Annotated in this window: 8 protein-coding genes; 3 read left to right on the plus strand and 5 right to left on the minus strand. The window is 58.6% G+C overall.

Annotated features, from left to right (window positions below; genetic code table 11):
• Positions 1 to 50: 50 nt before the first annotated feature.
• Entirely contained in the window at positions 51 to 1,472 is a 1,422-nt protein-coding gene (locus ACEN8R_RS18745; RefSeq protein WP_457327282.1) for an amino acid permease, read from the minus strand.
• Between the two features lie 614 nt (positions 1,473 to 2,086).
• On the opposite strand from ACEN8R_RS18745, the gene ACEN8R_RS18750 reads away from it, so the two are divergent.
• The 3 genes from ACEN8R_RS18750 to ACEN8R_RS18760 all read left to right on the plus strand — a co-directional run bounded on the left by ACEN8R_RS18750 (position 2,087) and on the right by ACEN8R_RS18760 (position 11,172).
• The gene (locus ACEN8R_RS18750; protein ID WP_082920823.1) at positions 2,087 to 2,545 is read left to right on the plus strand and encodes an REP-associated tyrosine transposase; all 459 of its coding nucleotides are present in this window, start codon (positions 2,087 to 2,089) and stop codon (positions 2,543 to 2,545) included.
• 301 nt (positions 2,546 to 2,846) lie between these two features.
• Positions 2,847 to 5,957 (plus strand): transglycosylase domain-containing protein, encoded by a 3,111-nt coding sequence (locus ACEN8R_RS18755; RefSeq protein WP_495624252.1) that lies wholly within the window; start codon positions 2,847 to 2,849, stop codon positions 5,955 to 5,957.
• A gap of 388 nt (positions 5,958 to 6,345) precedes the next feature.
• On the plus strand, positions 6,346 to 11,172 hold the full coding sequence (locus ACEN8R_RS18760) for an NEL-type E3 ubiquitin ligase domain-containing protein (RefSeq protein WP_495624253.1): 4,827 nt from the start codon (positions 6,346 to 6,348) through the stop codon (positions 11,170 to 11,172).
• A gap of 51 nt (positions 11,173 to 11,223) precedes the next feature.
• On the opposite strand, the gene ACEN8R_RS18765 is transcribed toward ACEN8R_RS18760, so the two are convergent.
• From ACEN8R_RS18765 to ACEN8R_RS18780, 4 genes are read right to left on the minus strand one after another with little or no spacing between them, the layout of a single operon-like run.
• Complete coding sequence (locus tag ACEN8R_RS18765; protein WP_495624254.1) at positions 11,224 to 12,438, minus strand: hypothetical protein; 1,215 nt, start codon at positions 12,436 to 12,438, stop codon at positions 11,224 to 11,226.
• A gap of 38 nt (positions 12,439 to 12,476) precedes the next feature.
• On the minus strand, positions 12,477 to 13,724 hold the full coding sequence (locus tag ACEN8R_RS18770; RefSeq protein ID WP_495624255.1) for a hypothetical protein: 1,248 nt from the start codon (positions 13,722 to 13,724) through the stop codon (positions 12,477 to 12,479).
• 24 nt (positions 13,725 to 13,748) lie between these two features.
• Positions 13,749 to 14,249, minus strand: coding sequence for a CS1 type fimbrial major subunit (locus ACEN8R_RS18775; protein WP_457327279.1), 501 nt, complete (start codon positions 14,247 to 14,249; stop codon positions 13,749 to 13,751).
• A 3-nt stretch (positions 14,250 to 14,252) separates the two neighbouring features.
• A complete protein-coding gene (locus tag ACEN8R_RS18780; RefSeq protein WP_457327278.1) occupies positions 14,253 to 14,993 on the minus strand; it encodes a molecular chaperone in 741 nt (246 codons plus the stop codon).
• Positions 14,994 to 15,028 lie beyond the last annotated feature (35 nt).

Here is a 15,028-nt window from a genome sequence, read left to right on the forward strand (position 1 = left end):
AAAAGCCCCGATCATTCTGACCGGGGCTTTTGCATGGCTGGCGTTACAACTTACGAAGCCGAACGCACCGCGCCTTGCGCCACATTGGTCGGCTGCAACTTGAACATGTAGAACAACACCGTCAGCAGTACCAGGAACGCCGGGCCCACATACAGCGCCACTCGGGTATCCGGGAAGTACGCCATCAGGCCGACCACCAGCACCAGGAAGGCCAGCGCCAGATATGAACTGACCGGGTACAGCCACATGCGGTATTTCAGGCCGGCACGCTCGCTGGCACTCAGGCCTTTGCGGAACTTGAGCTGGGCCAGCAGGATCATCACCCAGGTCCAGATCGCGCCGAAGGTGGCTATCGCGGTAACCCAGACGAAAACCTTCTCAGGCACCATGTAGTTGAGCAGCACGCCCAGCAACAACGCGCCGATCGACAACAGCAACGCACGACGGGGCACACCGCCGTTCGAGGTTTTGGCGAAACCGGCCGGGGCCTGGCCGTTCTGCGCCAGGCTGTAGAGCATGCGCCCGGTGCTGAAGATGCCGCCGTTGCAGGACGACAACGCCGCAGTGATCACCACGAAGTTGATGATGCCGGCGGCGGTCTTGATGCCCAGACGCTCGAAGGTCATCACGAACGGGCTGCCCTGGGTGCCAATTTCGTTCCACGGGTAAATTGACAGGATCACGAACAAGGCGCCGACGTAGAACAGCAGAATCCGCCAAAACACCGAGCCGATCGCATTGGGGATGGTCTTCTGTGGGTTCTTCGCTTCACCGGCGGTCAGGCCGATCATCTCGACGCCGAGGTAGGCGAACATCACCATTTGCAGGGACATCAACACGCCTTGCACGCCATTGGGCATGAAGCCGCCGTGGGCCCACAGATTGGAAATCCCCAGGGCGACGCCGTCGTTGCCGAAGCCGAACGCGATCACGCCGATACCGCCGACCACCATCGCAATGATGGTGACGATCTTGATCAGGGCGAACCAGAATTCGAACTCACCGAAGGCTTTCACCGCGATCAGGTTGATCGAGCCCATGCTGACCAACGCGGCAAGTGCCCAGATCCAGCGCGGCACGTCGGGGAACCAGACGCCCATGTACACCGCCACTGCGGTGATTTCCGCGACGCAGGTCACCAGCCACAGGAACCAGTAGTTCCAGCCGGTCAGAAAACCCGCCAAAGGCCCGAGGTAATCCTGGGCATAACGGCTGAACGAGCCGGCGACCGGATTGTGCACGGCCATTTCGCCGAGGGCACGCATGATCACCAGGATCGCCAGACCGCCGATGATGTAGGAGAGCATGATGGCCGGGCCGGCCATTTCGATGGCCTTGGCCGAGCCCAGGAACAGGCCGACGCCGATACAGGCACCGAGTGCCATCAGGCGAATATGCCGTTCGCCCAGTTCGCGTTTAAGCGGGCCGCCCTGAGCGGTCTCGCCGTGAGGCAGGTGATTGCCGACTGGCATAGGGGTGCAACCTCGTCTTGTTATTGGATATGACCACCGAGTGTCGAAGCGCCGACCGATAGGCCAGCGCCTGGTGAAACCGGGCCTGTCTTGTGGACAGACACGTCTTGTCGGACAAAACCTCCAAGATCAGCGGGGCGTGCAGTATAAAAAGCTAACGACAGGTGTTTTCACTATATAAAACACAATATTCAGCGATAACTAACGGGTAATTCCCGCAGAACGGAGTGGCATTACCTGGCTTTTGCAGGTTTTTTCGCCACTGGAACCGCACGGAGTATTGCACAGCAATGGTGCATCGTCATGCCCCTACCTAGGCAGCATTTACCTCGTTGATGCGTCTAGCTCAACCCTTTCAGACGACACCTACCTTGTGGCGAGGGAGCTTGCTCCCGCTCGACTGCGCGCAGTCGCAAACCCGGTGAATCGTATTTATCAGACAAGTCCGGAATTGGGGCCGCTTCGCAGCCCAGCGGGAGCAAGCTCCCTCGCCACAAAAGCGCTATTCCCAATTGGATCCTGCATGGTTTTCGGAAATTTCAGTCAAATGTTGCAGATTCAGGTTTGGAGATAGGGACTAGGGGCAAAGGGGGAACTTCAAAAGGGCGCAAGGAATGCATCCACAACCAAATTCACATCTGCTACGCCATGGACGATGTTCAGAACAGGGTCGGGCCTATCTCATCACAGCGGTTGTGCACCAACGCCGCCGAATATTCACTGATTGGCGGTTGGGACGTCTGTTAGTTACCGAACTCAAGCGGGCCCACGACCAGAAGTGGGTCAACTCAATAGCGTGGGTCGTCATGCCAGATCACTTCCATTGGTTGGTACAACTCGAACAACACTCCCTGGCGCAACTCATGCAAGCCACCAAATCTCGCAGCACACTCTCCATCAACCGAGCGTCAAACAATGAAGGGGCTTTTTGGCAAAGCGGCTACCACGACCGGGCAATCCGCGATGGAGAAGGACTCCTGCCATTCGCTCGTTACATTGTTGCCAATCCATTGCGCGCAGGGTTGGTCAATAAAATTGGCGATTACCCACTATGGGATGCCTGTTGGCTATGAACCCAGCAGCACCATAACCCTGTGGCGAGGGAGCTTGCTCCCGCTCGGCTGCGCAGCAGTCGTGAATCCTGTACATGCGGTGTATCTGAAAAAATCCGGTGTTGCTGGTTTTTGGGACCGCTGCGCAGTCCAACGGGGGCAAGCCCCCTCGCCACAAGCAAGCTCCCTCGCCACAACAGCCCTTCTCCATAGGTAATCGTGCGCATCTGATATTTGGTTGTTCACAATTTTTTCACCAACGCCAACCACCGTCTAAGCTTCAAACAAGTCCGATCAATCTGCGTGAATGGATCAGTCGACTATGGGCGCTTTGTGGCAAACCGATTCGAGTGACACTGTGGTTCCGACTGAACGTGTGGATGAAGCGCCTTTACCTGAAAAACCCCGTCGTTCACGGCACGGCTGGGGGGCGTTCTGGTTGCTGCTGCTGATTATCCTGATTGTCCTGGGCCTGGCCGCGGCCAAGGAAATGCGCACCTCCAAGTTCCAGGCCCGGGAAATCAGCAAATATGCCGCCTCGCTGAAATACGAACTGCAACCCGGCCCCAGCGACGCGATTCGCTACCCTGGCGAAGGCCCGTTCGATCAGCGTCTGGGCTACAGCTCCCTGGATGAATTTCTGCCGCGCCTGCTCAAGCGCGATTACGTCATAGCGGCGCAAACCCGCTTTTCGCCTGCGCTGATGAAGTACAGCGACAAGGGCTTTTTCATTCCCTATACCGAGAAAATCCAGGCCGGGCTGTCGATCACCGATTGCCGTGCGGCCCCGCTGTATCAGTTCAAGTATCCACAACAGCTCTATTCAAGCTTTGCCGCGATCCCGCCGGTGGTGGTCAACAGCTTGCTGTTCATCGAAAACCGCTTTCTGCTCGATCCGCACCAGCCCCTGGCCAACCCCGCCGTGGACTGGCCGCGGTTCGGCATGGCGGCGTGGTCCCAGGTAGCCAAGCTGTTGCGCCTGCCCGGCCAATCGGCGGGCGGCAGTACGCTGGCGACACAGCTTGAAAAATATCGACACTCGCCCGACGGCTTGACTGTGTCGGGCGCGGAAAAAATCCGCCAAATGATTTCCGCCAGCGTGCGGGCCTATCAGACGGGGCCGGAAACCCTTCAGGCACGGCAAAATGTGATTCGCGATTACCTCAACAGTGTTCCGCTGTCCGCGGTACCGGGCCACGGTGAAGTGCACGGCATGGCCGAAGGTTTGCGCGTGTGGTACGGCGCCGATTTCAACAAGGCCAACGAACGGCTGGCCGGCACCGACACCGATCAGAAAAGCCTGGCGGAAAAAGGCCTGGCCCTGCGTGAAATGCTGTCGCTGATGATTGCTCAACGCCGCCCTTCGCACTACTTGACCAAGGGCCGCGATGAATTGGCCAGCCTGACCGACAGCCATATTCGCCTGCTGTCACAAAATGGGGTGATCGATGCGCCGCTCGCGGCGGCGGCACTGGCCAGCCAAGTGACCTATCGCGACTGGCAGACCCAGCCCACCATCCAACCAATCGAAACCAACAAAGGCATCAGTGTCGCGCGCAGTCGCCTGGGCAGTTTGCTCAACCGGCCGCTGTATGACCTCGACCGCCTCGACCTTTCCGCCACCAGCACCCTGCAAGGCGAGCTGCAAACCCAGGCCACCGCATACCTCAAGCATCTGGCCGACCCAGCCTATGCAGCGGAAATCGGCCTGATCGGCGAACGCCTGCTCACCCCCACCAGCACCACGCAGGTGCGCTACAGCTTCACCCTGTTCGAACTGACCCCGGACGGCTCGCGGGTACGGGTGCAGACCGACAGCACCGACCAACCGTTCGACATCAATGAAGGCAGCAAGCTGGAACTGGGCTCCACCGCAAAAATGCGTGTGCTCACCACTTACCTGCAGATCATCTCCGAATTGCACGATCGCTACGCAGGCATGACCGTTGCCGAACTGAAGAAAACCGAAGTCGCCGAACAGGATCGCCTGAGCAGCTGGGCCGTCGATTACATGATTCAGAACACCGACCGCAGCCTGCCAAAAATGCTCGGCGCCGCACTGGATCGCAAATATTCGGCCAGCCCCGGCGAGGCGTTTTTCACCGGTGGCGGGCTGCACACGTTCGTTAACTTCCGCAAGGAGGACAACGGCCGCATGCCGTCCCTGCGCGATGCCATTCGTGAGTCGATCAACCTGCCGTTCATCCGGCTGATGCGCGACCTGGTGCGCTACAGCACCTACGCAGGCCCCAACAGCAGCGCCGAATTGCTCAAGGACGACCGCGACCCGCGGCGTCAGGAATACCTGGCCCAGTTCGCCGACCGTGAAGGCACCGCATTCCTGCTGCGGTTCTGGAAGAAGTACCAGAACAAAGACACCCAGACCCGCCTCGAGACCTTCCTCGACAGCATGCACCCGACACCGATCCGTATGGCGGCCGTGCATCGCTACCTATTCCCGCAGGCCGACCAGGAGAGCTTCAACACCTTCGTGCGCTCACACCTCAAGGGCGCCAAGCTCACGGAAAAACTCACCGACGAACGCCTCGAACGCCTGTACCTGAGTTACGGCCCGGGCAGCTACGACCTGCCGGATCAGGGCTTCATCGCCAAGGTCCACCCGCTGGATCTGTGGCTGATGGGCTACTTGCTGAACAACCCCGACGCCAAGTTCAGCCAGATCGTCAAAGCCAGCGAATTCGAACGCCAGGAGGTTTACAGCTGGCTGTTCAAAAGCAAACACAAGGGCGCCCGTGACAGCCGCATCCGCACGATGCTGGAGATCGAGGCGTTCCTCGACATTCATCAACGCTGGCAGAAAGTCGGCTATCCGTTCGACCACCTGGTGCCCTCGCTGGCCACCGCCATCGGCAGCTCCGGCGACCGCCCCGCCGCACTGGCGGAGCTGATCGGCACCATCCTCAACGACGGTGTACGCCTGCCGACGCTGCGTATCGACAGCCTGCACTTCGCGGCCGGTACGCCCTATGAAACCCAACTGATCAACAATCCGGTCGTCGGTAAACGCGTAATGCCTTCCGAGGTGGCAACCGCCATGCGCGAGGCCTTGTCGCAAGTGGTGGATGCCGGCACGGCCAAACGCGTGGCAGGCAGTTTCAAACTGGCCAACGGCACCCCGCTGGCCATGGGCGGCAAAACCGGGACCGGCGACAACCGCATAGAAGCCATCGGTCCGGGAGGGCGGATTCTGAGCTCGAAATCAATCAACCGCACCGCAACGTTCGTGTTCTACATCGGCGATAGCCATTTCGGCACCTTGACCGCCTACGTGCCGGGGCGCACGGCCGAAGCCTTCAAATTTACCTCGGCGTTGCCCGTGCAAGTGCTCAAGGGCATGGCGCCCATCCTGATGCCGTATCTGCAACCGGGGAGTGGCACCGGATGTTTGCCCGTGGAGCTCTCCCGCCGCTGACCGGGTAGTAAATAGTTATTTTCGGCATGGAAAATTCCAATGCTTTCGGCATTCTCCACAGGTGTTCCGCGCAGTAATTCAGACTTTTACTTTGAGCGATGAAGGATAGGCTGTTGCCTTCCATAACTGCTCAAGGCTGATAAAAACAATGTCAGATTTACAAGGACGTAAAACTGCCCGCCCAGGAGGGGCAGACGACGATAAGGGCCGTCACTACGCTTTCATCCAGAGTCGAATTCACCCGACATTCAAGGAAGCTTCGTTGCGCAGGGCGCGGGAACTGAGCCTCACACAAACCCGTTCCGGACAATGGATCAGGACCGCCACTCGATCTGCTCACACACAGTTACAAGATGCCAACCTTGAACTCTGGTCTGCCCAGAACAAGGTGGATCGGTTTCTCGAAGAGTTACAAAACGTTGATGACTTCGCTGAACCCTTGCTCACCGATGAATTGATGAAACAGTACGGGGTCGATGTCGATGTCAGAACCACTTACTTGCATCTTTACTTACCCAAGGAACGCCCCTGGTATGCCATCGACGTCACAGGCGGCGTCGTCACCCGAACCGTCTCCCTGCTGAACGCTGCCCTGCACAACTTCGCACGCAGCGAAACCTGCGAGCCGGATTCCGACTTCATCAGCCAGCCCGATGAGCGCGGTCTGTTCGACGTCCTGCCGGTCAAACGCAAAATGTCCATCGCCCAGTTCCAGACCCTGTGTCGTGAGCTGGACATTGGCGCGCGCTATACCCGATACCTTGAAGACCGCTTGCTACCAGGCGATGCCGTCGCCAGGCGTTTTCTGCAACTCAAAATCATCGACAGCGAGAAAGCTGCCTTTAAGGCAGCCGTTCAACAAGCGCTGATGACCGGCGACATTGATGCCGATGCGAGCGACCTGATCCTGAAGATGCTCGATGGCCAGCGCAACCTCACCCGCAAGGGCCGGGTGATGCATTTCGCTGAACTGTCCATTCTGGACAGCCGGCTGGCCGGGATCGTATTGATCACACCGGACCTGTACCGTGAGCACAGGCGAGAGGTCGTGCCGATATTCGCGTATGTCCCGCAAGACCCTGAACATCCGTTGAAAGAGTACCCCTCAACGGTCGCCTTCATGAATGAACTGACTCGCCAGCTGCGGGACAACCCGCTCATCTCGTCCACTGGAATGACTTATCGCCAGTTCTTCAGCCGGTTCGTCGATCAGCCGGAGCGAGGGCATTTTTTCGGGGGGTTGCAGCAGCGTCTGTTCGAGGTGAAATGGCATCAGAAAGATCCGCTGGATCCAGGGCCCAGCTGGCGGGAAGTGCCGGTCGAGCAGCCCAATCTTCGTTTCAGCGCCACACCGATCCGCGGCGAATTCTGGAAATACCGCTTTGAGCAGAAGCTGAACAAAATCCTCAATGACGCCCGACACATCGCCGTGTCCACCGCCGACACCGATCGCAATGCCCGATGGGCCTGGTGGGAGAATTTCAAGAAAATAGTCTCGGACATCTTCAACGTCGCCCTGATGGTCGTCACACCGTTCGTGCCGGGGTTGGGGGAATTGATGATGGCCTACACCGCCTATCAGATCGCCAACGATGTCATCGAAGGCTTCGTCGACATGACGTTGGGGCTGTGGAACGAAGCCGTCGAGCACATCGTGGGTGTGGTGGAAGATGCCATTCAACTGGCGGCGTTCGCCGCCGGGGCAAACATTGGCGAGGTCGTGCGTCTGAAACTCTCGCCACTGATCGAAGGCATGAAACCGGTCACGCTGCCCAATGGCGAGCCACGCCTGTGGCATCCCGATCTGCGGCCTTACGAACTGCCGGATGTGAAGCTGTCGGCCGACTCCGGTCCTGACGAACTGGGCCTGCATACCCACCAGGGCCAGGACATCCTGCCGCTGGATGACACCCACTTCGCCGTGCAGAAAGACCCGCAAACCGGCAACTACCGCGTCAAGCATCCACACCGCGCCAATGCGTATTCACCCGAGTTGCGACACAACGGCCTCGGCGCCTGGACTCACGAAGGCGAAAACCCGCGAGCATGGAGTACGCCGAAACTGCTGCGCCGTCTCGGCCACACCGTCGACGGTCTGACCGACGCGGATCTCGAACACGTGCGCATTGCCAGCGGCACCGACGACGGCGCACTGCGCCGGATGTACATCGACAACACGGCTGCGCCACCGCTACTGGACGACAGCCTCGAACGCCTGCACCTCCAGCGCCAGGCCCGGAACGGCATTGAACGGATTCGCACAGGGCTGGCGCTGGATCCGTCCTCCTACTGGTTTGAACCGCTGGCGACCTACCTGGACGGCTGGCCTGCGGATAAATCGCTGAAGGTTTATCACAACGACGACCTGACCGGTCCCTTTCGCCAGTACGGCAATCCCGAGGCAACGGCGGGGCAGACGCTGGCCACCAGCCTGTCGCACCTGTTGAGCGACCAGTTTGCGCCAAGCCTCGTCAACTTCCTCGATGAAGCGGAACTGCAAGCAGTACTCGGCCGGCCAATGGCGAAAAGCGAACAGGTGCAAGCGCTGCGCGATCGGCTGGCGGACGAAGCCAATCGCCTGCTTCCAGACATCGTCAATCAGCTGTACCAAGGTGCACAAGCATCGGACGATCCCCGGGTCAGGCTCGTGCGCCATGAGTTTGCACAGCTGCCGTCCCGTGCGGTGAAGACCCTGCTGAGCCGTGCCGACAGCCCTGACCTCAAGCGAATGGAACAAGAGCAGCGCCTGCCTTTGAACATCAAGATCCGCGCCCGTGAAGCGGACTTCGAAGTCCGGGCAAACCATGCCTATGAAGGGTTCTACGACGATGCGCAGTGGGTGCCGGAAACCGAAAGCCTGGTGCTCAATGCGCTCAGGATTCATTCCGACACGTTCAATGAGTTACGCATCGAAGTACGCGAAGGCAGCGATGCCGGCCCCCTGCGCTGCAGCGTGGGTACGCAGGACGCGTCGACCGTCCGGATACTGGTCCGGGATGAGGTGAGCCGCTTCGAAGTCTGGGACGCGCAAAACCACAAATTGCGGGAAGCCGCCGATTTTTTCGAAGCGGTGCTCAACGCCTTGCCGAAAAACAAACAGACGCAATTGGGTTATCGACCCGGCCAGGGCCGTTTTTTCAAACAATGGGTCATGGTCAAGACCCAGACACCTGCCGAACGCCGCACCGTGCTCCTCGCGCCACCAATCCGTCCGCGGGCGGATCACGAAGACATGATGCTGTTGCGCGGCCCTGGCTTGTCCACCCGCAAAGCCACCCTCACGGAAAGGGTGCGGGACCTCTACCCCCACTTCAACGAACGAGAAGCCGATACCTTTGTGCGATCCCTTGGCTCGCCGGAACAAGGGCATCAGACCCTGACACGACTGGACCGCGAACTGCATGATCTTGAGGTGCTGCTCAATAAATGGCGATATCGGCAACCTGATAGCTGGGGTCCGGATCGCCAAGGGTTCGTCCGCGGTGGCGGGCTGCACATCAGCGAACGGCTCATCGATTGTTTCAGGAGAAAGCCCACCGTATTCGGCGAGCGCAGCACCACTTCCGATGGCGGCTATGCACTGGACCTTTCCACGGAAATCGACGCTGTCGACCTCAAGCGTTGGTGGAAGGAACTGCCGGACATCAAGCACTACCTCGATCAGATCACCACGTTGAACCTGGACCGCACGACGTTCTCCCAGAAAGCCTCCGGCCTGTTGAAAGACTTCCCCCACCTGCGGCAACTGAGCGCCCGCGGTTGCGGCTTGACGCAGTTGCCCGACAGCATCGGCAAAATGCATTACCTGCGCACGCTACGCCTGATGAACAACGACATCAGGCTGACGCCGGCGTCGGTCGAGCAGCTGCGAAACCTGACCCGTATCGAAACACTCAGGCTCGATGACAACCCAAGGCTGGGGATGCTGCCGAACGTTGAGCGCATGCCCAGGCTCAGCATCCTGAGTCTGAGCAACACGGGGGCCACCACGTGGCCCGACGGGCTCTTTGCGCCCAACAAGCGTCGGCCTCGAGGATTTTTTCTGGATCTGCAGGAAAACCCGATCAGGATCATTCCCACCGTCGTGCCCGGCTCTGACGATGCGTTTATCGTGGCGCGGACCCGCCTGTTCGAAATGAACCTGTCTCAGGCCAATGTCGTCAAGTTCCAGGCGTATCGACGCTCGGTCGGCATCTCGCCCACACAGGTCTATACCGACGCCGCCACCGACGCGATGGCCCAATGGCCGATGAAGGATGACTCGGAGTGGTGGAGTGCCGAAGTCTCCGGGTTGGGGACCTTCCGCCAGGAAGCCTGGCACGACCTGATGTCCGAGCCTGGCTCTGAAGGGTTTTTCGCCTTGATCCAGAAACAGACCACCTCGGCCGATTACCGGGCCGGCGGTGAATTGCGTAATCAACTGAGCAGCCGGGTATGGCGAATGGTCGAAGCCGTCGACCTGGACAGCGAGTTGCGCGCCGATCTGTTCGAAATGGCAACGTCGCCCACGACCTGCGCCGATGCGGGAGCCCAGATGTTCAACCACATGGGCATCAAGGTGCTTGCCTCCGAAGCCTATGCCTTGTCGACATCGGGCGCCATGCTGGAAAGCAGGTTGGTCAGGTTGGCAAAAGGGGCGGCCCGTCTTGCGCGGGTGGAAGATATTGCACGGGCCGATTTCGCCAAACGTCCGGGCGGCGACGAAATTGAAGTGTACCTCGCCTATGAGAGCGGCCTGGCGCAACGTCTCGATTTGCCGTGGCAATCGACATTGTTGCGGTATCCCGAATTGGCCAGGGTGAACGCTGAAATGCTCGACACGGCGTTCGACACGGTAATGTCGATGGAAGCCGGCGACGGGTTGGTCAATGGAATGATCGAACAGCCGTACTGGGAGAAATACCTGCGTGACACCTATCCCGCGGAGTTCCGGCGCAATGCCCGGATGTATGAACACAGGACCGACCTGCTGGATGAACTGCGCGAGGCCCAACGCGCCTGGGCCGGTTCCAAAGAGCAGTTGATTGTGCAACGACGCGCGCTCAAGCAGCGGTTACTCGACCTTGCCAGTCAACTCAACGTCCCGGAAAGCCTTGTGCTCACCGGCGAGGAAATGACGGACGAGGTCTATGGCGGTTTGCTCAACGACATCGGCTACGAGGAAAAACAGCTGAGCCGTCGGTTGACCCGAGCGGCGCTGCAAAACGCCGGATAATCAGCCCCCGCCCTGAAGGCGATCATGCCTTCAGGGCGTCTTCCACTGTTATCACACTTCGGAGTCCCATATCACGGTGATGTTTCCGGAGTATCTGGACGACACCCCGGGCTGGATCATGTAATCCACATAATTGGGTGCAATCTCGAAATGCAGGGTACCTGGCGCGCGATCCACGTAGAAACCGGGTTGGAATTTCTGGGCATTCGCCTGCCCGACATGCAAAGGACGCCGCGTGACCGGTTGCCCGAAGATATCCGTCAAACCGTTGGGCAAGGTGACGCTCAGTTTCACCACGGCAGCTCGCTTCGAAACGGGGTCGAGAATCATGCAATCGGTTAATCCGGTGATTTGACACTGAAGCTGCATCTTGAAACGGCTGGACGAAGAAATGTTGAAGGTTTGATCACGAAACAACCGGGTCGGTTTTCGCCCCTGGGTCAGCCAGGCCTGCCATCCCCCTGACGGAACGAGTTCCACTTGATTGCCGCCTGGGGGAATATCCACCTTCAAGGTGTGCTCGACATTCAACGTGAAGTTGAGGGTGATCAAATCGTCATCAGGCAACATGACATCGCCCATGTCGAAATCCTGATGCGGCCCGACGGTGTAGTTCAGCACGCCACGATAGGTGCCTGCCGACATCTTGAGCGGGTTGGGCGTGGCCAGCTCGTAGCTGAACCCCGTGTTTTCATAAGCGAACCGGTAGTCCTGGGTAATGTCCTTTTGTGCCTGCTTGGCACACACACCCGCATTGGCCGGCACTCGCCAGAAGAACGCATAGTACAAGGCAGTGCCATAACCCACCCCGCCATATCCACAAGGGGGAGGCGCATTGACCCAGGTACTTTGCCAGACCCCTGTGGGCAGAGGCGTCTTGATCGTGTAAGCGGCCCCGATCCCGTTCACGCGCATCCTGAGCGTCTCGGACTCTCCGGTCACGTCGTGCACCACCGTGACGTCTCGCCAGGATGAAGGAACCCGGAACATCGCGCCCCGACGCTGCTCATGCAGCGCCGGTATATCTGCCGCCGCCCGGAAGCGAACAGGCAACAAAATGCTGAAAACGCCCTCCTCGCAGTACTCGGGATGATCTCCGCAATACCCGCCCTGAGGGGTCGTATTGATAAAGGTGTTTTGCATCGGTTTCGCCGGATCGGGACGAAATACCGCGGTCATTTCAACGGTGCTGGCGACCGCGGTCTGCATGAACGCACCCGCCAATCCCAAGCCGCTCAGCTGGATGATTTTCCTGAGTATTTCCATGATTGCTGCACTCCTTTTCACTGCATTGGCGCAAGACACTAAACTTCTGAATCCCATATAACTGTCACGCGTCCCGAATACCGTCGTTGTTGTCCGGGGCGAATCATTTCTGCCACTTCACTGGCGGGTATTTCGAAATGCAGGATTCCCGGTTTGCGATCCACATAAATCCCTGGCATGAACAACTGCGTGCCACTGCCGTCCAGGCGCAATGGCCGACGATTGACAGGTTGGCCGCCCGCGTCCGTCAAGCCAGGGGGCAGACTGACGCCAACGTTCAATGGCACAAAGTCGCCGGACAACGGTTCATTTAGCGAGCAGGTATTACCCAGGACGTACTGGCACTGCAACTGCATCTTGAAACGTGAACTGGCGGAAATGTTGAAGGTCTGGTCGCGGAACAGGCGCGTCGGTTTGCGCCCTTGCGTCAGCCAGGATTGCCAGCCACCCTGCGGGACCAGTTCAACACGACTTCCACCAGGAGGCACCTCGACCTTGAGGGTGTGCTGTACGTCCAGGGCGAAGTTCAACGTCAATGAAGGACTGCTGGGCAGCATGATGTCGCCCAAGTCGAAATCGCCGTGGGGGCCGATCGTGTAGGTCAAGTTACCTAGATATTTTCCCGAGGACATGCCCAAAGGGTTAGGGGTCACCAATTCATACGCAAAATCGACATATTCGTAACGCATCCACGGCACGTCGAATTTCGCCTGTTTCTGGCATGAAACTTCAGAAGGTGTTTTCCAGAAAAAACGATACCTTTGTGGCGCAAAAAAACCCACGCCACTGTATAGGCAGGGTGATGGCGCATTCACCCAACTGCTGCCCCACAATTTATTATGGGCCTCTCGATAATCGTTACCTGCGCCCACCAGCTGAATCACATCGTCAGTAACATAGGCAGAGCCGAACCCGGCGATTCGAACCTTCACTGTTTCCGGTTCGCCAGTCGTTTCATGAATGACCGTCAGCTCTCGCCATTGTGCCGGGACCTTGATCATCGCGCCTTGCCGGGCATCACCATGATTGGCCACGATTGGCCCACTGGAGTCGAACTCGATGGGCACCTGCAGGCTGAACATCCCGTTGTCCCGGCATTCGCTGGGATAGCTGGCGCAGTAACCACTGGGAGGGGTGTCATTCTGGAATTGGTTACGCTGCGGATTCGCCGAGTCCGGCTTGAACGAGGCTTGAATTTGTACCTCCTGCGCCCAGACCGATGACAGCGATCCCAGGAGCACGGCCATTGCGCCCGCCCATGGTTGTAACGCTTGAAAACGAATCATCCCTTGCGCCCCACACAATCGGTATCAGGCATCCGGCATCACCGCGTTGAAGATCATGTTGACGCTGCCAAAGTAATTGCCGGGCTTGTAAACCCCATCGGCAGGCGGCATCGGGAGGATTTCCAGCACCACGCGTTTACCAGGCGCGGCCTCGGCCATGGACACCACCTCGCTGCTCTCGTGCTCGCTCAACTGTTTGCCGTTGAACAGCACCCGCAAGGCAATGTCATGGGCGTCGGTGCCGTTGGACAGATACGGTCGGCCTTCCAGCCGCGCCTCGATCGAGCCCGCTTCGTTCTTCACATCGAAGTACTTGCGCAAGCCACCCAGTGTCGACGACGTCAAGTTCCAGGGCAGTTGCTGTTCGCGATGGATCCAGCCCGGGTCCGATGGAATGACATAAAACGCCTGGGTCGGAATCGTCACGAACACTTCGAAGGTGTGCTCTTCCCGGGCGGCGAAGACATCAGCGCTCGTCCACATCGCGACAACCGACAAAAAGACCTGGGTCAGCTTCCTGCTCATGGGTTATCCCTTCACGTCCAGTTTTTTGCTGCGTTCACCTTCAACCAGGGTGAAGCGATATTCGCGACCGGCCTGTTTTTCGAACTCAAAGGTACGGCCCGCGAGGATGTGATGCTTGGTGGTGGGCTGGCAGTCCTGCTCGTTTTTAACCGAACAATCCTTGAACTCATCGACCACCACCACGCTGTTGCCGTTGTTGCGGATCCGATACGTGCCTGTGTTGTTTTCAATCGCACTGTCGAAGCGTGTTTCCTTTGGCCGTACGAAAAACACCGCGCCATAACCTGCCAGTACGGTGACCCCGGCCGACAGGGATTTTTTGTAGTCCTCCCGCTCTTCGCCGGACACCGCGAATTCGTCCTCCTTCTCCGGCACCACGGGTACGAATCGCACCCGGAAATAACGCTCCCTGTCCCGTTCGCCCATGAACAGCAGACGGGTGCCCTGCATGCCATTGGCAGGCACGATCAGTCGCGCGGGACTTGCCATCAAACCATCGCGGGACTTGCCGTCGGTGTTGGATTTGAGCGGCACTTCCTGCGACTTGCCGTCGGCGTCGTAGAGAATTTCGAGAATGTTGACCTTGACGAACGCCGTGCTGTCGCCGCCATTGAATACACGCTTCAGATAGGTGCTCTTATCACCGTCCAGATAATCGTAAACGGTGCCGATATTGATACTCGGTGCGGCATGAACCGTTTGGGCAAACAAACAAAAACCCATTAAGGCTAACAAGCTCTTCATGTTTCAGTACCTCACTTAATAAACTTGAATATCGA

The sequence above is a fragment of the Pseudomonas sp. Pseusp15 genome (genome assembly GCF_059492165.1).